This is a genomic window from Paenibacillus sp. S33 (assembly GCF_053615415.1).
Genome location: NZ_JBSIEZ010000001.1, coordinates 2,274,849 through 2,292,372, shown reverse-complemented (window position 1 = coordinate 2,292,372; position 17,524 = coordinate 2,274,849). Strand labels below are relative to the sequence as shown.

19 protein-coding genes are annotated in these 17,524 nt (G+C 44.3%); 4 read left to right on the top strand and 15 right to left on the bottom strand.

Features of this window, described 5'->3' with window-relative positions; translation table 11 throughout:
* Positions 1–111: 111 nt before the first annotated feature.
* Positions 112–858: an acetolactate decarboxylase gene (gene budA / locus ACWGXJ_RS10900; protein ID WP_025722973.1), complete on the top strand. Its 747-nt coding sequence runs from the start codon at positions 112–114 to the stop codon at positions 856–858.
* A 156-nt stretch (positions 859–1,014) separates the two neighbouring features.
* On the opposite strand, the gene ACWGXJ_RS10895 is transcribed toward budA, so the two are convergent.
* The 6 genes from ACWGXJ_RS10895 to murI all read right to left on the bottom strand — a co-directional run bounded on the left by ACWGXJ_RS10895 (position 1,015) and on the right by murI (position 6,515).
* Positions 1,015–1,500, bottom strand: a complete 486-nt coding sequence (locus tag ACWGXJ_RS10895) for a tetratricopeptide repeat protein (protein ID WP_061830331.1) — start codon at positions 1,498–1,500, stop codon at positions 1,015–1,017.
* Positions 1,501–1,655: 155 nt separating this feature from the next.
* Positions 1,656–2,636 (bottom strand): S8 family peptidase, encoded by a 981-nt coding sequence (locus ACWGXJ_RS10890; RefSeq protein WP_061830330.1) that lies wholly within the window; start codon positions 2,634–2,636, stop codon positions 1,656–1,658.
* A gap of 193 nt (positions 2,637–2,829) precedes the next feature.
* A complete protein-coding gene (locus ACWGXJ_RS10885) occupies positions 2,830–4,224 on the bottom strand; it encodes an MATE family efflux transporter (protein ID WP_069291764.1) in 1,395 nt (464 codons plus the stop codon).
* Positions 4,225–4,283: 59 nt separating this feature from the next.
* Positions 4,284–4,706, bottom strand: a complete 423-nt coding sequence (gene fosB, locus ACWGXJ_RS10880) for a metallothiol transferase FosB (protein ID WP_061830328.1) — start codon at positions 4,704–4,706, stop codon at positions 4,284–4,286.
* A gap of 14 nt (positions 4,707–4,720) precedes the next feature.
* The gene (locus ACWGXJ_RS10875) at positions 4,721–5,569 is read right to left on the bottom strand and encodes an aminoglycoside phosphotransferase family protein (RefSeq protein ID WP_452566709.1); all 849 of its coding nucleotides are present in this window, start codon (positions 5,567–5,569) and stop codon (positions 4,721–4,723) included.
* Positions 5,570–5,660: 91 nt separating this feature from the next.
* Positions 5,661–6,515 (bottom strand): glutamate racemase, encoded by an 855-nt coding sequence (murI, locus tag ACWGXJ_RS10870; protein ID WP_254326044.1) that lies wholly within the window; start codon positions 6,513–6,515, stop codon positions 5,661–5,663.
* A 240-nt stretch (positions 6,516–6,755) separates the two neighbouring features.
* Between murI and ACWGXJ_RS10865 the strand changes: the two genes are divergently transcribed.
* Positions 6,756–7,382 carry an FMN-dependent NADH-azoreductase gene (locus ACWGXJ_RS10865; RefSeq protein WP_043882169.1) on the top strand — a complete coding sequence of 209 codons (627 nt, stop codon included), beginning with the start codon at positions 6,756–6,758 and terminating at the stop codon, positions 7,380–7,382.
* A 144-nt stretch (positions 7,383–7,526) separates the two neighbouring features.
* On the opposite strand, the gene ACWGXJ_RS10860 is transcribed toward ACWGXJ_RS10865, so the two are convergent.
* The 9 genes from ACWGXJ_RS10860 to zwf all read right to left on the bottom strand — a co-directional run bounded on the left by ACWGXJ_RS10860 (position 7,527) and on the right by zwf (position 16,432).
* Positions 7,527–8,036 (bottom strand): hypothetical protein, encoded by a 510-nt coding sequence (locus ACWGXJ_RS10860; RefSeq protein WP_061830325.1) that lies wholly within the window; start codon positions 8,034–8,036, stop codon positions 7,527–7,529.
* Between the two features lie 173 nt (positions 8,037–8,209).
* Positions 8,210–8,365: a hypothetical protein gene (locus ACWGXJ_RS10855; RefSeq protein ID WP_172828312.1), complete on the bottom strand. Its 156-nt coding sequence runs from the start codon at positions 8,363–8,365 to the stop codon at positions 8,210–8,212.
* 526 nt (positions 8,366–8,891) lie between these two features.
* Entirely contained in the window at positions 8,892–9,185 is a 294-nt protein-coding gene (locus ACWGXJ_RS10850) for a VanZ family protein (protein ID WP_416145801.1), read from the bottom strand.
* A gap of 719 nt (positions 9,186–9,904) precedes the next feature.
* Positions 9,905–10,990, bottom strand: a complete 1,086-nt coding sequence (locus ACWGXJ_RS10845) for a lactonase family protein (RefSeq protein WP_061830324.1) — start codon at positions 10,988–10,990, stop codon at positions 9,905–9,907.
* 69 nt (positions 10,991–11,059) lie between these two features.
* A complete protein-coding gene (locus tag ACWGXJ_RS10840; protein WP_452566708.1) occupies positions 11,060–11,506 on the bottom strand; it encodes an OsmC family protein in 447 nt (148 codons plus the stop codon).
* A 55-nt stretch (positions 11,507–11,561) separates the two neighbouring features.
* Positions 11,562–12,770, bottom strand: coding sequence for an MFS transporter (locus tag ACWGXJ_RS10835; RefSeq protein ID WP_069291760.1), 1,209 nt, complete (start codon positions 12,768–12,770; stop codon positions 11,562–11,564).
* A 380-nt stretch (positions 12,771–13,150) separates the two neighbouring features.
* Positions 13,151–13,825: an SOS response-associated peptidase gene (locus tag ACWGXJ_RS10830; protein WP_165175551.1), complete on the bottom strand. Its 675-nt coding sequence runs from the start codon at positions 13,823–13,825 to the stop codon at positions 13,151–13,153.
* Positions 13,826–13,981: 156 nt separating this feature from the next.
* Positions 13,982–14,875, bottom strand: coding sequence for a phosphogluconate dehydrogenase (NAD(+)-dependent, decarboxylating) (gnd, locus tag ACWGXJ_RS10825; RefSeq protein WP_053325295.1), 894 nt, complete (start codon positions 14,873–14,875; stop codon positions 13,982–13,984).
* A gap of 54 nt (positions 14,876–14,929) precedes the next feature.
* A complete protein-coding gene (gene zwf, locus ACWGXJ_RS10820) occupies positions 14,930–16,432 on the bottom strand; it encodes a glucose-6-phosphate dehydrogenase (protein ID WP_254351355.1) in 1,503 nt (500 codons plus the stop codon).
* 290 nt (positions 16,433–16,722) lie between these two features.
* Here zwf and ACWGXJ_RS10815 point away from each other — a divergent pair, with 290 nt between their 5' ends.
* Entirely contained in the window at positions 16,723–17,043 is a 321-nt protein-coding gene (locus ACWGXJ_RS10815; RefSeq protein ID WP_007430161.1) for a winged helix-turn-helix transcriptional regulator, read from the top strand.
* Between the two features lie 142 nt (positions 17,044–17,185).
* A complete protein-coding gene (locus ACWGXJ_RS10810; protein WP_452566707.1) occupies positions 17,186–17,515 on the top strand; it encodes a hypothetical protein in 330 nt (109 codons plus the stop codon).
* Positions 17,516–17,524: the final 9 nt, after the last annotated feature.

The window sequence follows — 17,524 nt, the reverse complement described above, 5'->3', positions numbered from 1 at the left end:
GTTTTTTTTATGATTTTTTTGAGTTATTCATGTTATTTACTGAAATTTTACGTTTATTATTGAAAAAGAAAGAAAATAAATGCATACAATTATAAAAGGAAGTGTATTGCCATGACCGTTGCGCAATTGGAAACCAAGCAAGAAGCTGATCATGATATTTACCAAACCTCCACTATGCTTGCTCTATTAGATGGTCTTTATGACGGAGTTGTTGCCTTTGAGGAGTTGCAAAAGCACGGGGATTTCGGAATTGGTACCTTTGATCAACTGAATGGCGAGATGATCGCGTTCGATGGTGAATTTTATCACTTGCTTCCAGACGGTACGGCCCATCGCGTAAAACCGGAAGAAACTACACCTTTTTCCACCGTCACCTTTTTCCAGGAAGATTTCACATATACTATTGACCGCCCTATGCATCGTGAAGAGCTGGAAGCTCTGCTGTTAACGTTGTTTCCAAGCCGTAATCTGTTCTATGCCTTCCGTATGGATGGCACTTTTCATGAAGTAAAGACACGGACCGTGCCTCACCAAGTTAAACCATACAAACCTTTTATCGAAGCGACCAAGTCACAGCCTACCTTCACTTTTAATGAGGCTTCCGGCGTGATTACAGGTTTTTGGACACCCGCCTATGCTCAAGGTATTGGGGTAGCCGGATTTCATCTGCATTTTATTAACGATGAACGCACTGGAGGCGGGCATGTCTTTGATTTTATCGTCGAAAAGTGTACCATCCGCATTTGTCAAAAATCCAATCTGCACCTGGTCCTGCCCGATACGCCGGATTACTTGAAGGCCAACCTGTCCAGAGAAAACCTGGAGAAAGAAATTGCCGTTACTGAAGGTGCGCAATAATCACAGTTATATAACTCATCAAGTTACGGACCCTATAGCTAAACAATAAACAGCAAAAGATCACAGTCAGGGAAGAGAATTACTGCTCTCTGACTGTGATCTTTTTATGTACGAGCATATATATACGTTACTGCTTATGCTCTCACTCCGGTTCACCTATGCCTCGATCTGATCCAGTTTATCTGCATAATATTGAATAGCACGTGAGTACTCCTGTGTAGATAAATCCGAGGTCGTCTCAGCCACCTCCATTAGCAGCTCCTGCATGGCTTTCCCGTATTCCCCCAGATTGTATAACACCATCGCGTAAAATACCCGAAACGGTCTGTAATCCGGAAATTCGTTCATTCCTGTGTCCAACCACGCTTTCGCCTTGGCGTAATCTCCCAATACACGATATGTACTGCTTAATCCAAGGATAGCTCCTTTCCTTGATTCTGCGGATAACGCCATACCTAGGCTTTTTTCATAATAGGCAACCGCTTCCCTCTCTAAGCCCAATGAATCATGTGTCCAAGCTGTCTGATACCACAATTCTGCATCATTTTGCTGCTGTTCTAATGCCTTTAAAAGAAGCTTACGTGCTTTCTCTGCTTGCCCTGTTCGTCTAAGTTCGTCAGCTTGCGCCATGATATCGTTCATATTCATCCTCCACTTCTGACTCATGCCTATCTTTGAGGTATATGTTACCCGACATTTGAATGCAATGTAAATGGAGTTTTTCCTAAGATTTGAAATCCAAAAAAACGACCCTCCCTTTAGGAGAGCCGCTATATATCCGAAGCTGAAGTTACGGTTTATTTAACCTTCAATGATCCTGTAGTGAGTATTCCAGCTACACGTTGTGCGTCGAAAATACGGGAGAGCTCCTCCACTGCCGTCAAGTACAGTAGACCGTTGCCCTCCAGCTTAGGAGAATTACCGAGTGGAATCGTGCGTTTGATGAGTTGTGCGTATAATTCCGGTTCGGTAAGATCACGCTCAAAGCTCGCATTCGCCAGCTGCTTAATCAACGCCAATGCACCTGCTACGTGCGGAGTAGCCATCGAAGTTCCGCTAAAGGTCGCATATTTGCCGCCCGGAACGGTGGACAAAATATCTTCTCCCGGTGCAACCAAATCCACCTCATTATTTGAATTACTGAATTCTGAGGCGTGCCTATCAAAGTTGATAGCACCTACGCTAATCACTTCATTATAGCAGCCGGGGTAGCCGAGCTCGTCCGTTCTGTCGTCACCGTCTCCCTCATTTCCAGCTGCACAGATGACTAAGATTTGGCTAGCTACAGCCTTTTTTACTGCTTCATGAAGCTCTGGCACATCCTCAGGACCGCCAAGTGACATCGATATGATATCTGCCTTTTGCTCAATCGCATAATAGATGCCTTGAATAATCCAGTCATATTGACCGGAGCCCTGCTTGTTTAGCACTTTGATGATGAGCAGGTCTGCCTCTGGAGCAACACCCACGACACCATCCGCATTTTCTGCTGCCGCAATAGTTCCCGCCACATGCGTACCATGACCGTTGTAATCCTTGAAAATTTCCGGATTACCTTGATCATCATCCGTGAAATTCCGGCCGCCAATAATGCGCGCCTTCAAATCAGGATGGTCCGAATCACAGCCCGTGTCCAGCACCGCCACCTTCACGCCTCGGCCTCGAGTCTGGTTCCATACCGCAGGAGCCTGAATCAGCTCTACCCCTCGCGGTATTTCATTCACTTGTTGCTCCTGCTTGATCACTTGGTAAGGAATGATATGCACTTTACGTTCCATCCTATTCCCTCCTTCATGGATTCAATCGGAAACCATCCGTCTTTGAAACTTTGAAAACCTCTACTACGTTCGAGGTTACTATATTCTAGCAATTTTTGAAAAGTTTGAACATCCCCATTTTGCTTATTTTTGTAAAAAAACAGACATCCCCCAATTTGCTTGGAGAATGTCTGTTGTAGAATCTCTTTCAGCCTTAGACTGATTCCGCCTGAAGTTCAGCCTTAGATAACAGCGATTTGTGCTGCCATTTCCGACCCTTCCAGCGTAAATAGTGGAAAATGCCTCGTACCCACTCATCGCAGGCATGTGCAATCCACACACCCAGCACACCATATCCCATATGAATGCCCAGTACATATGCTAGCGGGATTTTAATCCCCCACATTGAAATAATGGCCATCATTAACGGGAACTGAACATCTCCCGCTGCTCGCAAGGAGTTAATGACAACATGATTAAACACACGGCCCGGCTCCAGCAGTATACAGAACAGCAAAATCGCTGCCCCTAATTGAATGATCGCCGGCTCATCTGTAAAGATCGCCATCACTTCATATCGGAAAAAGGATACTACCACGATCACAGCAATCGTAATGACCAAAGACCATTTTAGGCTCCGTAAAAGTTGATGATAGGCTTTTTCCTTGTCTCCTGCTCCAATCAGGCGGGCAACAATAATTTCCGTCCCCTCACCTACAGCCATTCCAAATACCATAAAAAAGTACACAATTGTATTCGTATAAAAATGGGTTGCGATCGCTGTTGTACCCATAAAGCTGACAAACCGGGTCACCATCATTTGGCTAAGTTGATAAGACAACCATTCCAGCCCGGCAGGAATACCAATCTTCAGGATTGCTACCAGCTTACTCCATTGAAGCTGTACATAATACCGGATGCGAATCGGCGCACTCACACGCTTGTACAGCAGTAGAAAAATCCAGACACATGCTACAGCACGGCTAATAACCGTTGAAATCGCTGCACCCGCCACTCCCATCTGCGGCAGACCAAACCAGCCATAAATGAGCAGCGCATTCCCCACAATATGCAATATATTCATACCAATGCCCACGATCATCGTATCTTTAGTAAAACCATGCGATCGAATAACCGGACCTGCGGTTAGCATAAGCGCTTCCAGAAACAGCGAACCCCCTGCCAGCATCATATAAATCTCTGCATTTTCCTTGATCGTCGGGGTAATATGGTAAAAGGATAGTAAAAAATCCCGGCTCACAATAAACATCAAGCTCAGCGCCAGACCAAACACCAGATTAAAGGTTAGTGCCGAAGCCGTAACACGGCTTGCATCCACATGCTTTTGCGCCCCCAATAGCTGAGCAATGATCACACCTACACCAAGACCAAGCAGATTGAAAAGTATAATCGTAAATTCAATCAACTGTCTTGACACCCCCACAGCCGATACAACCTCATCAGAAACATGGCTTAGCATGAACGTATCCACGCTACCCATCAAAATGTGAAACAACATCTCTATAAAGATCGGCCAAGTGATTGCAAAAACCGTCATCGTTTTAACGACTTGTGCTTGCTTGGAACCGTTTTCCTGAGAAAGTGACATCCTTCCGTATTCCTCCTAAATGCGACCCAATTATTACTTAATACCTACACGTCAATTAATCAATCATAAAAAGTCATATGCTTTTTATCTTTTTTATAATATTCCAAGCGGTCCTGCAATTGTCCCGTGTGGAATTCAAACTTATGTCCGTCTGGATCTGTAAAATAGACCGATCTTTTATCCTGTTCATTCCGCTCTCGTCCGGGCAAAATGGTAACATTAAAAGTTCTCAGCTTGTTGAGCATACTCTCAAAATCAGCTTCCGCTATCGAAAATGCAATATGCGTATAGGAATGATGAATTTCATTTCTCGGGATATCCTCTTCCACATTGAGAGCCAACCACATTCCCAAACAGTCCAGATAAGCCAACTTACGTCCTTTAACGAGCAGTTTTCCATCTAGTACATTCTGATAGAAATGTATAGACTTCTCCAAATCAGACACCGAAAAGCAAATATGATTCCACCCTTGTATGCTCATGTTCCCTATTCCTTTCAGCGTACCCTGTCTAGCCAGTAGGTCCACGCTTCTGTATATTTATCGAGGTCTTTAGGATGATGGCGAATGCAGGTAGCTATACGAAAGTATAATCCCAGTAACACTTCCCTGTTCAGCTCGTATTCCCCTGTCATCTCCGGCTCAAGCTTCTCTAAGGCAGGCAAAATAGTATCGCCGGTCAGCCTATCCGGTGAAGAACAAAAGGCGTATATCAGATCATACAGAGGTTCTCCTACCACTGGATCAGGGTCAATAATACCCGTCAATGTGCCGTTTTCGGTAAACACAAAATTATGTACCCCACAGTCACCATGAAGCAAATATTTAATATTACGTTGCGGCAATCCAGCCACAAGGGTATGAACAAACCGATGATTCTCTCGGGGTAAAACGCCTTGTATGATCTTTCCAGATTCCTTCGTTCTGTGCAGCAGAAAATCTCTCCATTCCACAAACGGGTGATCCGGATAACCATAATGACGTTCCTCACCACAAGGCTTGTAGTGCGAGATCACCTCCGTTGCCAGACGAAGCAACAAATCGCTTTTGTTTCTTCCATGATACTGTGTGAACCCTGACCTGAACGTGTATACCAAATAACGGTGCAACGGATCTACATAAACCAAACGCGATAGTTTCTCAATCTGTACATAGGTATGTAAGAATTCTGCCTCGGCTTCTACGACAGCGGGATCATTTTGCTTAATCACGTATCGTGGCTTAGTTCCGTCCATGACAACTAGCACTTTGCTCGAAGTTCCGCCAGTCAGCGGTTTGAGATTTCGCATATGGCTTTCAAGCACGCCCGTTTCGTGAAGCTCATTCAGGATCAGTTGAACATCCATCTCACGCCTCCCTCCATGCGTCTGATCCACAATGCGGCTGGCGATTTGGATATTTCATTTAGCTCCCACACGTTCGCCAGCCACTCTTCTTTTAAAAATAAATCTTTTCATGCTCCGCATAGATTTCAAGCGCCCGCTCCATCTTATGCACATAGGCCTCATCCTGACTAGAACATAGAAATGTAATGTGTCCCTCCTGCGATGGACCGGATTTTGGCGAAGGTTCCAGCAAATTACGCTCAGACAACACCTGTTTCAACCGCCTAACTGTTCCCTGGCTCCCGTCAATTAACTGAATATGAGAAGGTAGTAGTTCCCTTAGAATTTCCTTATAAAAAGGATAATGAGTACATCCCAATACCACCGTGCCATATATGTCGAGATTGAACGAAGACAGCTCACGGTTAAAATATTCGAACATTTCTGCCCGGTCAAAATTCAACTGTTCGCAATAATGTACTAGCTCCGGCAGAGGTAGTGAGTCCACGCTCCCATGATCGTCAACCCTGGATACCAGCGCTGCATAACAGGATTGTTTCAACGTCAATGGTGTGGCTAACACCAGAACTCTTTTACCATTGGCTCGGTTCATCTCGACCGCTGGCTTCACAGCTGGCTCCATACCAATAATCGGAATAGGATATTCCTTTCTTAGCTCCGCAACTGCGATACTTGTAGCCGTATTGCAGGCAATGACCAATGCCTTAACATCTTCTTTAAGGATCGTTTCTACTGAAGCCTTGACATAACCAAGCACCTCTTGAGGAGTTTTCGTCCCGTAAGGCACATGAAGCGTATCCGCCATGTATACAAAATTTTCGTTTGGCAAACGTCTTAGTGCCTCGGACAATACTGTAATTCCACCTAATCCTGAATCAAAAAAACCTATCTTCAAGCTACTCACCTTTTTTCGTTCAACTATTGTGCCATATCTTACAGGCACCATGTTCATTTTCTTCTTCGCCTACTCAAACCATTCTCTTCATTAGACTTTACATTTAAATTTTACCGCAAAACTGATATTTTGCAAAAGAAACACGTAAAATTTACAGTGTAAAAAATAAAGTAGCTTTTCAAAGTAAATTTAATATAAAAGTGTTGACAGATATTATCTTTATATTGTAATATTACGTGGTAACTTACTAACTTAACTTACTTATTCAACTTACTTAGGGGGAAATAAATCATGTCTAAAGTATTATTTGTCAAAGCTAATGATCGTACAGCTGAAGAATCTGCAACAGTTAAATTGTATAACGCCTTCGTAGAAAGCTACAAGTCTTCCCACCCAACTGATGAAATCACTGAGCTGGACCTGTTCTCCGTTGAGCTTCCTTATTTGAACGCTAACATGATCAACGGCACGTTCAAATCCGCTAGAGGCATGGAGCTGAACGCAGAAGAAGCTCGCCTGGCAAACATCGCTAATGGCTACCTGGATCAATTCCTGGCAGCAGACAAAGTCGTATTTGCTTTCCCGCTCTGGAACATGACGATTCCAGCTGTACTGCATACGTACATTGATTACCTGAACCAAGCTGGTAAAACATTCAAATACACTGCTGAAGGTCCAGTTGGTCTCGTAACTGAAACTAAAGTAGCCCTGTTGAATGCAAGAGGCGGCGTTTATTCCGAAGGACCAGCTGCTGCAGCTGAAATGTCTTTGAACTACATGAACAACATCTTATCCTTCTTCGGAGTAAAGGACATCGTGAAAGTTGTTCTGGAAGGACATAACCAAGCTCCAGATCAAGCACAAGAAATCGTTGCTTCTGCTGTACAACGTGCAGTAGACACAGCAAAATCGTTCTAATCATATATTATGAAGAGAAGAGGATATCCGCGCCCTATATGGGCTGGATATCCTCTTTTTTGTTATAGAGTATAAAAAAACACGTGCTCCCCTGATCTATAATCAAGTGAAAGCACGTGTTTGTGAAATGAGATTACTTCTATTTTAAGGAATGAATTGCTGCACGATTTTTACAACTTTACCCTCACGAAGCGTAACATGGTATGGAAATTGACTGAGGTCCAGAACGTCCTTTTTAGCAAAATCTTTCTCAAACTGTGCCAGAGGAATCGATTCGTTCCATTGCACGTCTGTATCTTCTATGTTACCCGTGTGATCATAAATCTGCACCTCTACCGAAGCATCTGGTGCAACCTGATACACGTCATTTTGCACGGAATTGTTTACGATGTAGTAGCCATCTGGAGCTCCATCCAATCCTGTATTTCCTTCATGCTCCAATAATGCTTTGTCAGCTGCCGCGCCTTCATACCATTCAATCGGGTCTGCCGACAAATAAATCTGTCCGTCACGAATCTCCATTTGGTTTATATATACGGTCTCCTGATTTTCAGCAGCTGCTACAGGCGTGTAGCCTTGCGCTGTTGCCCCTGCCGTCGTAATCAGCATCATCATTAAAGCCAATACGGTCCATTTCGAAGCTAGTTTCATCATGTCTGATCTCTCCTTGCCGTTTGGGTATGTACACGGTGTCTGTAAGCTTCATTACCCTTGTGTACTTATCATAAACGTTGCACGGTTAAAAAGTGTATCAGATACATAAAAAAGAAGTTACGATTTTTTAAGACTTGGTCTTAAAACTTGATAATAAGTCCTATTTATCTTTGCTATCTTAATAACCCGACCTGACGTGCCTGTTCTTCGGTGAGAATAAACTCTTCATTTTGCCATACTTCGTCCTCTTTGGTTACAGCAAACATCCCCATGATCTCTGTCCATATTCCTTTGTCGACGGCTTCCTGTTGTGTAATGATAATTTTCATGTGAATCTCTCCTTTATATACTCTTATCGGTCTGTGAGGCCCACTACGCAAACAGATGGTTTCTCCGATCGCTGTTGGAGCCTGATTTTTTGAATATATTTTAATGGTTAAAATCAGGTTCCAAAGGCGAATGCTATCGCTTCTCCGAAATCCATCTGCCCGCTTCGTTACTCAGCTTATCTCTACCATTCTCATTTTGAGCCTCTAACACTTATATTGAATTTGCATTACGTATTGGAGATGCTCAAGGGGCTCTTGTCCCGTCCCGCTTATAACATATGTACCCTTTTCTTGCCGAGATTATTCGTATCTTATTTCATAATTTAAAGCTTATTATATCTGCATTGTCATGTTTTTCAATTCAAAGTTCCAAATTTTATTCTAATCTTTTTTTCATCTGTCTTGTTCTAGTTAAAGCCCGGCTAAAATGAAAAGAGACCCACATGAAGTGAGTCCCAACTTTCAAGCTTCTATTCATACCGTACCTTTTGTGTAGAGTATCATCTTGCATATGCAATAAAGATATTCAGAGGCGCAATCTGATCACAAATAATAAATATAATAAAAAAGGTAATCCTATTGCTGAAAGTATTGTGATTACAGTACGTACTTTTTTCTCAGCTCGTAATATAAACAATAAAAACTTATACCCTAAAATACCAACTAATCCACCCACACAATTTAAAATTATATCATCAATGTCTGATGCTCCAATGCCAAAAAGCCCCTGAATGATTTCAATAAATAAACTCACTATGAATATAAATAGCAGATTGGTTATTGCTCTTTTATCGTTTTTGAATAAATGAAAACTCCATATAAAAAGACTGTTACAATTCTCTCTTGTTTATTCATAATTCTTCCATTTTTCATTTTTCCCGCCTATTCTCTGATGTTCAGTTTATAAATTCGTAACGGCTTTGACTATAGCCAACCTAATGTGTAAAACCATTCTAACAGCCCTGTAATTAACCACTAAATGGTAGAACATGAGTCGTCAACTCGGTAAAATCGTTTGTACCCCTACAAACCAATCGAAAGGTGACGACACTCCATAAAAAAGTCTATCACGATTCTATCTCTCCTTCAATCCGTATTAACGTCTGAAGAAGTCGCGCTCGTTGTCCAAACGATTGGTTATGAGAATATATATAAAATATTATCGTATATTCATATATAATAAGACTTTTCTTAGAAACGACTGGGTAAAAAATAAAAACGGTCCGCAGATTAATCTACGAACCGTTTTCTAAAAATCCTCTATACTTAGTGAATCACTCGAAACCATCACACATATACATAGTCCTTCATTTCTTTAGTCTGTATAAATAAAAGTGAAGAGTCGCCAAAAGCACTAAAGCAGCGGAGAGGACGGAATCGTTCTGAAGAAGCGGAGCGTTCGCCTTTGCCCCCGGATTTCTACCCTTGAACATACAAACAAGAAATCTGGGGGCAACAGCGATCGGAAGAATGATCCGTTCTCGTAGCGGTCACAAGCCGCATACCGTTACTTAGCTACCCCTAATGTTTTCCTAATTTTTATACAGAAAAGTAAAAAGGCTGTACGCATACTGGCTTGGATACGGTTACTTGTTGCCCGGTGTAGGTCAAGCGTCCACTTGCCTTGTCCACTTTGAACGTAACGATGTTGTTGGTGTCGCGGTTGGCCACAAGCATATGGTCACCATTTGGAGTCAGAGCAAAATGGCGTGGATGCTCTCCTTCAGCAGATACATGCTCGACTAGGCTCAGCTTGCCAGTTGCTCCGTCTACAGCGTATACGACAATGCTGTCATGCCCACGGTTGGAACCGTACAGATAAGCTCCATCCCCCGAAATCGCAATTTCAGCAGTTGTGTTTTCACCTGTAAAGTCAGACGGTAATGTCGGTACGCTCTCAAGCTCAGTGAGCTTGCCAGCCTCTGCATCATATGCAAAAGAAGTAATGGAAGAATCCACTTCGTTAATGACAAAAGCAAATTTACCATTCGGGTGGAACGTCAAATGACGTGGACCTGCACCTGCATGGGTTTTCGTTTCACCATGAAACACCAGTTGTCCTTTGCTGTCATCAATGGTGTAAACGCGGATCAGATCCAGACCGAGATCTTGTACGAACAGGAAGCGACCATCTGGACTAAAGAAACTGGAATGTGGATGTGGACGATCCTGACGTTCAGGATGCGCTCCTTTGCCCTCATGCTGTTTAACATCCAGCAACTCACCGATACGTCCGTCCTCAGTCAGAGACACCAGTCCCACCATACCACCGTGGTAGCTGACTACAATAAGGTAACGATCAGATGGATCACGCTGAATGTGGCAAGTTGTTGCACCCACGTTTTCCGCACGATTCAGCAATGTAAATGTCCCTTTAACTGGGTCAATTTCGAAAGCAGAGGCTTCGCCTACTTTCGCTCCTGCAGCAGAAGTCGTCTCTCCAATGGAATACAGCTTCCGATTTTTGACGTCCACATTCAGGAATGTAGGATTTTTCAAGCCGGAGAACTCATCCTGTAGTGTAAGTGCTCCTGTCTGTTCATTAAAAGTGTACGAATAAACTCCGTTACCTTCCAATTCGGCGTAAGAGCCTGCAAATACGAGCAATTTTTGTTGTGCTGTCATGGTTGTGTCCTCCTTGGATTAAAAAAATGATGGGCAATTGGAATGATTGCTCCTGTTACAAATATCGCTTTAAGAGGCGCGCTCCACCACGGGCTCTGTGGACAACGCCACATTTCCCGCTACGGCACGCGAGATCATGCATGAGGTTTCTGCCTGCTCTGCCAGTCGAAATGCTTGTTCAATCTGCGATTCTGTCGCATCGGCGGCCAATTGAACCTGCGGACGATGCACAATTCGGCGATATGTAAAAATATTGTTCGTTACATCGACAATCCCTTCGGATTCCAGCGCCAGTGATGCCACCGGGAGACTCGCGCGCTCCATCATCGCCGCCAACGTAATCAAATAGCAGGTAGCGGCGGCACCGAGCAGCATTTCATCTGGATTGGTGCCCACACCAGGGCCTCCCATCTCAGCCGGGATCGAAATTGCAGTCCGCAACTGTCCAGCCTCAATATGGCCGTCGCTGTTGCGCCCCCCGTTCCAGTCTGCCTTGAGCAGAAAGGTATGCTCCATTTCAGGTCACTCCTCTCTCTTATATTATGAATCTTTACACAGGTGAATGTAAAGGTTAGTCAATCTCCTGATTTTTGGTTTCCGTACCCAGCAACCATACAGCCGCAGCTCCGATCAAGATAGCTACGAAGAAAATCACAAAGATAGATGGTAGCGCTACGCCCTGTCCTACGAGTATACCGACCGCAAAAGGCCCGATAACGCCTCCAATACGGCCAAACGCAGCCGCCATACCCACACCAGTTGAACGTACAGCTGTCGGGTACAATTCTGGAGTATAGGCGTACATGGCTCCCCATGCACCAAGATTAAAAAAGGACAAGCTGATACCAGCAGCCAACAGCATTCCCGCCGTTTCCGAGGTGCCAAACCAAATGGCGGACACTGCTGTGAGCAGCAAGTAGATGATCAGTACGAATTTGCGGCCCAGCTTTTCAATTAGATAAGCGGCGGTAAAGTAACCTGGTAGTTGCGCAAGCGTCATGATCAGCACATACTCAAAGCTTTTAACCAGTTCGAAACCTTTCATAAACATCATGCTCGGTAGCCACAGGAACATGCCGTAGTATGAAAATACAACTGTGAACCATAAAATCCACAGCATCAGTGTAGACTTGCGATGGGGTCCCGACCAAATCGAAGCCAATCGTGCACGCAGCGGAAGTTTGACGCTTTGCTGCTTGTAACGCGGTGAATCATCTATAGCTCTGCGCAGATAAAGAGCGTACAGCGCAGGTACTGCGCCGAGAATAAACGCCATTTGCCAACCATACTTTGGAATAACAAAATAAGCAATAAGAGCCGAAAGGATCCAGCCTGCCGCCCAAAAGCTTTCCAGCAGGACAACCGCTCTTCCTCGTTCTTTCACAGGCACTGATTCTGACACCAGCGTCGAAGCAACAGGCAATTCCCCACCCAAGCCTGCACCAGCAATAAAACGCAGTACCAGCAGCATTCCGAGACCTGTCGCCAAAGCGGATAATCCACTGGCAATAGAAAAGATCAACAATGTCCACACTAATATAGCACGTCTACCGTAACGATCAGCCAAAATCCCCGCCAAAGCGGCTCCGAACACCATTCCTATCGAATTCATTGCAGTTAGCAGTCCAATTTGCTCAGATCCCAGATGCCACTCCTTTGCCAACGCTGCGACTATAAATGAAAGCAGCCCCACATCCATAGCATCAAACAACCAGCTGAGCCCTGCGCTAAACAGCAATTTTCTTTTTTTGGCTGGTGGTAATGAAGTTAATTCACTCATGATTTGCTCTCCCTTAAAAATATATCGTATGTAGACGTATATTCAGGTGTCTTGTCACCTGTAGCCTAGCATCTATTGTACCGTAAGCTTCCTTAATCTGCGAGCTTTTTAACACAAAAAAAACGGAAGATTGCCTACGGCAATTCTCCCGCCTTCTGGAACCTGCCACTTACCGGTTTTGGACCAGACCGATGATCGTCACCATGAGCACCAGCAGCTGGATGAGTGTATCGTTACTCATTCCAATCGCCTCCATCCCATATGAGATACTCCTTCGGCCGTTTCCCCTCTCCCCGGATCATGACGCTTGTTCCCCAATACATACCTATGCAGGCGGCGGGAAGCTTATGATCAATCATGGATGAAAATCTACATACGTTTTAAGGTTTAATCCAGGACCACTGCAAATCCATTTCCTGAATGCATTCACGGTTATCATGTTCATCATTGGCCACCAGTGGGGTCACCGGATAGATGCTCATGTCTCCTTGCTCATACGTGCGTAGTAGAGGTAGTAGCTCATCTATGTTCTGTACAGACGGACTCAGCCATGAATCTATATGGTCAGCTTCCAAAATAGCCGGCATACGGGTATCGAATTCACGTATATCCGTATTGGCCTGAACTGTCATCATCGTACAGGTGCGTAAAGGCTCCTTACGACTATCCTGCCATACTTCATATAGCCCCGCGACCGCAAACATCTTCTGTTCCGGCAATACCACTCGTACAGCACACATGCGTTTACCCAATTTTCGCCAATAATAAAATCCATTGCATGGAATGATACAGCGCCGGGTTTCCGCCATCTTGCGATAACTTGGATTTACCCGAACCGTATTCAAGTCTGCATTGACACAATCCTTGCCCCAGTAGGGAATAAATCCCCAGCGGAATTCATCAAGTACTCGTTCTCCATCCTGATGCAGCACAATTGGAACATGCTGGGTGGGACTCATGTTATAGCGTGTTTTGTAATAATACATCACCCGTTGTATACCAAAATGATCCCTAACCTCATCCAAATCAGCCGATAACGAAAACCTCTTGCACATTTGCTATTCATCCTTCCGCCTTTTTCACCTATTGTGCGGATATACAAGGAAAAATATGCATATGCAGGTTTTGCAAAAATCCAATAAACGACAAAACATATAGCAATATCCCCGCAGTTGTGAAGCTACGGGGATAGATACTAACTTATATTGTTATTACTTCTTTTCTACCGCGTGACCGCCAAATTCATTGCGCAACGCAGCAACCACTTTCCCGTTGAACGTGTCCGCATCAAGAGAACGATAGCGCATCAGCAGGGACAAGGCAATAACCGGAGTTGCGGCCTGAATGTCCAGTGCTTCCTCTACCGTCCATTTTCCTTCACCAGAAGAGTGCATAACCCCACGAATTTCGTCCAGGTTTGCATCTTTGGAAAATGCACGTTCAGTCAAACCCATCAGCCAAGAGCGAATAACAGAACCGTTGTTCCACACGCGCGCTACTTGTTCATAATCAAAGTCAAAGCTGCTTTTTTCTAGCACTTCAAATCCTTCACCGATGGAAGCCATCATGCCGTATTCCACACCGTTATGAACCATTTTCAGAAAATGTCCGCTTCCTGATTTACCTGCATACAGATATCCATTTTCCACTGCTGTGTCGCGGAAAATAGGCTCAACAACCGCCCAAGCTTCCGGATCGCCACCGATCATGTAACAAGCGCCATTACGTGCGCCTTCCATCCCGCCTGAAGTTCCAGCATCCATGAAGCTGATACCATATTCTTGAAGACGGGCATGACGAGCAATAGACTCTTTGTAATGAGAATTACCACCTTCAATAATGATGTCCCCTTTGGACAACATCGGTTGAAGCTGATCCAGCACAGAATCAACAATTTGGTGAGGAACCATAATCCACAATACTCTAGGGGATTGAGTTGCCTGTACAAGCTCTTCCAATGTAGAAGCACCTGTAGCTCCATAATCCTTCATTTCTTGGATTGCGGCTGCATTGACGTCGTAAGCGACAAGTTCATGCTTATGATCGATCAAATTTTTTCCGAGATTCAAGCCCATTTTTCCCAAACCAATTAATCCTACTTGCATTGTAAAGGCCTCCTGCCGTAGCAAACATATTTTGTATATACTTTCTTATTGGTGTTAAGAACGAACGACTGCTTTTTCAGTGCTTTCGGACTTTTCGTCCAGCCACCATGTAAAGCCTTGTTCTTCCAACAATTGATCTGAAGCTTCTGGACCGTAAGAGCCTGCTGTATACGTGTGAAGTGGAACCTCACCACGAGCAAAAGCTTCCAGTACAGGTTGAACCCACACCCATGAAAGCTCAACTTCGTTCCAATGAGCAAAAAAGGTGGAATCGCCGCGCAGCGCATCAAAGATGAGGCGCTCATAGGCTTCTGGTACATCCTTGGCCTCGGAATGATAATTCATCAGAACCGTTTCCAGTTGACCAGCGTTTAGCGGGTCTCTGCTATTTAGACGCAACGTTACCTTTTCATCCGGGTTAACATGGATGATCAGCAAGTTCGGGTCAGTCGGTTGCCCTTGAGCGGCATAAGGATCTGTGCTGTCCTTTTTGAATTCCACGACGATACGAGTAGATTTTTCTTTCATACGTTTGCCGGTACGAATATAGAACGGCACACCCGACCATTGTTCGTTGTCAATCCATAGGCGAGCTGAAATGAAAGTATCATTTTGCGAATCAGGTCCGATATCTGGCTCTTCTTTATAGGAAGGAACTGCTTTTCCGTTGATCTCACCGTTGGTATATTGGCCTCTAACCACGTTGGAAGCAATATCGGAAGGATCAAGCGCACGAAGCGCGTCCATCACCTTGCTTTTTTCGTCACGCACCTGATCAGCCGTGACATGTCCCGGCTTGTTCATCGCCGTCATCATCAACACCTGCAGCATGTGATTTTGTACCATATCACGAATAGCGCCGGAATGATCGTAGTATCCCGCTCTCTCCTCCACCCCTACAGTCTCGGATGCGGTAATTTGCACATTGGCGATGTATTGATTGTTCCATATCCCTTGAAGCAATGGATTAGCAAATTTTAAGGCTTCCAGGTTTTGTACCATGGGCTTACCTAAGTAATGGTCAATACGATAAATCTCATCCTCAGCAAAGGTTCTGCTCAGGCGATCGTTCAGCTCACGTGCGGATTCCAGATCGTGCCCAAATGGTTTTTCGATAATGAGCCGTTTCCAACCCTTTGTTTCAGCTAAACCACTTTCTCGAATATTGTGGGCAATCACATCAAAAAATTCCGGTGCCACCGATAAGTAAAACATGCGGTTCCCCGGAATTCCCAAGTCATTTTCACGTTGCTCAGCAAGCTGCAGCAGCTTTTTATAATCTTCCGGGTGGTTGACGTTCAATGCGCTGTAACGGAAAGCACTTAAGAACTGATCCATCTGTGCACGGTCTTCATTCACGTGTCTGGAAAAATCCTTAATGGATTGCTCTACATTACTTTGAAATTGCTCGTCCGCCACTTCACGACGCCCCATCCCAATTACAGAAAAGGAAGCCGGAATTTTACCTTCTACAAACAAATTATACAAGGCAGGGTAAATTTTGCGTTTCGCCAAATCCCCTGTCGCTCCAAATAAGACAAATGTCATTGAATCCATGAATTATTCCTTCTTCCCATTATAAAGATGAGGTTATTAAAAGTTACCTGAGGAATTAACGTAACCCATAATACACCCAAAATAAGGGGCAAGTCAATCAAATTTTAGCGAAATCGTGAACATTCGATATATCCTGTAATGATAACGTTTTCTGTGGTATGATTGACGAAAGGAAAGAGAAAAAACTGTTAAATATGTCACAGTTGATACAAAGTGTTATAGTTACTATTGGTATACAGAGTTACTTTTAGTATACTGTTTAAAACAACAATGAAATTGAGGGGATTCAGATGAGCGACGACAGGCAGCCTAAGCTTTTGTGCGGTAAGGTGGAACAGTCCTTTCAGATCATCAGCAAAAAATGGACCGCTCTCATCATTCATACTTTGATGGAACATCCCAAACGATTTAGTGAAATTCACGTCTCTATACCTGATCTTAGCAAACGCATGCTGAACGAACGCATCAAGGAACTAGAGCTTTCCGGCCTGATCCTTCGCAATGTCATCACAGAGCGGCCTGTGCGTACTGAGTATTCGCTGACACGCAAGGGTAAAGAGCTAGGTGATGCATTGAATGGTGTGGAGAGCTGGGCCGAGAGATGGCTTTAACTGCTAACAGGAGGTCGCCACACATGGTCTCCTGTTATTGTGTTACCCCATGTGGATCATAATACAAACTATAGTACGAAAATAATGGGACAACCGCTCAGCAGCTCATAATTTCAGAATGGGCCAAGGAAGGATGAGAACGATGGCATTTGGCATTACCCGCCAGGAACTTATGGCCTGGAAAAGAGAGGTCAGTCGTGGTGAAATTGCTTTTCTGACCCATTACTGGCTGGATGATCGCTTTCCAGGCATGACAACTGTCACCAAGGTAGGATGTTCTGATTTGGACAAGCTGCGCTTATGGTGCAACCAAAACGGATTAGACCCCCAATATATTCATCAGCGTCAGCCCTATCCGCATTTTGATCTCATCGGTAACAAACAAGCGGAAATTTTACGTAAGTATGGCATTAGCGATCAATTTAAACGCTTTGAACTTCAACTCCCAACGAGTACACGCCCATCGTTCTAAACCGCAGCT

Coding starts and splice junctions, on each gene's coding strand:
- budA (WP_025722973.1), top strand. CDS start 112: ATGACCGTTGCGCAATTGGAAACCAAGCAAGAAGCTGATCATGATATT.
- ACWGXJ_RS10895 (WP_061830331.1), bottom strand. CDS start 1,500: ATGAACGATATCATGGCGCAAGCTGACGAACTTAGACGAACAGGGCAA.
- ACWGXJ_RS10890 (WP_061830330.1), bottom strand. CDS start 2,636: ATGGAACGTAAAGTGCATATCATTCCTTACCAAGTGATCAAGCAGGAG.
- ACWGXJ_RS10885 (WP_069291764.1), bottom strand. CDS start 4,224: ATGTCACTTTCTCAGGAAAACGGTTCCAAGCAAGCACAAGTCGTTAAA.
- fosB (WP_061830328.1), bottom strand. CDS start 4,706: ATGAGCATACAAGGGTGGAATCATATTTGCTTTTCGGTGTCTGATTTG.
- ACWGXJ_RS10875 (WP_452566709.1), bottom strand. CDS start 5,569: ATGGATGTTCAACTGATCCTGAATGAGCTTCACGAAACGGGCGTGCTT.
- murI (WP_254326044.1), bottom strand. CDS start 6,515: ATGGTGCCTGTAAGATATGGCACAATAGTTGAACGAAAAAAGGTGAGT.
- ACWGXJ_RS10865 (WP_043882169.1), top strand. CDS start 6,756: ATGTCTAAAGTATTATTTGTCAAAGCTAATGATCGTACAGCTGAAGAA.
- ACWGXJ_RS10860 (WP_061830325.1), bottom strand. CDS start 8,036: ATGATGAAACTAGCTTCGAAATGGACCGTATTGGCTTTAATGATGATG.
- ACWGXJ_RS10855 (WP_172828312.1), bottom strand. CDS start 8,365: ATGAAAATTATCATTACACAACAGGAAGCCGTCGACAAAGGAATATGG.
- ACWGXJ_RS10845 (WP_061830324.1), bottom strand. CDS start 10,990: ATGACAGCACAACAAAAATTGCTCGTATTTGCAGGCTCTTACGCCGAA.
- ACWGXJ_RS10840 (WP_452566708.1), bottom strand. CDS start 11,506: ATGGAGCATACCTTTCTGCTCAAGGCAGACTGGAACGGGGGGCGCAAC.
- ACWGXJ_RS10835 (WP_069291760.1), bottom strand. CDS start 12,770: ATGAGTGAATTAACTTCATTACCACCAGCCAAAAAAAGAAAATTGCTG.
- ACWGXJ_RS10830 (WP_165175551.1), bottom strand. CDS start 13,825: ATGTGCAAGAGGTTTTCGTTATCGGCTGATTTGGATGAGGTTAGGGAT.
- gnd (WP_053325295.1), bottom strand. CDS start 14,875: ATGCAAGTAGGATTAATTGGTTTGGGAAAAATGGGCTTGAATCTCGGA.
- zwf (WP_254351355.1), bottom strand. CDS start 16,432: ATGGATTCAATGACATTTGTCTTATTTGGAGCGACAGGGGATTTGGCG.
- ACWGXJ_RS10815 (WP_007430161.1), top strand. CDS start 16,723: ATGAGCGACGACAGGCAGCCTAAGCTTTTGTGCGGTAAGGTGGAACAG.
- ACWGXJ_RS10810 (WP_452566707.1), top strand. CDS start 17,186: ATGGCATTTGGCATTACCCGCCAGGAACTTATGGCCTGGAAAAGAGAG.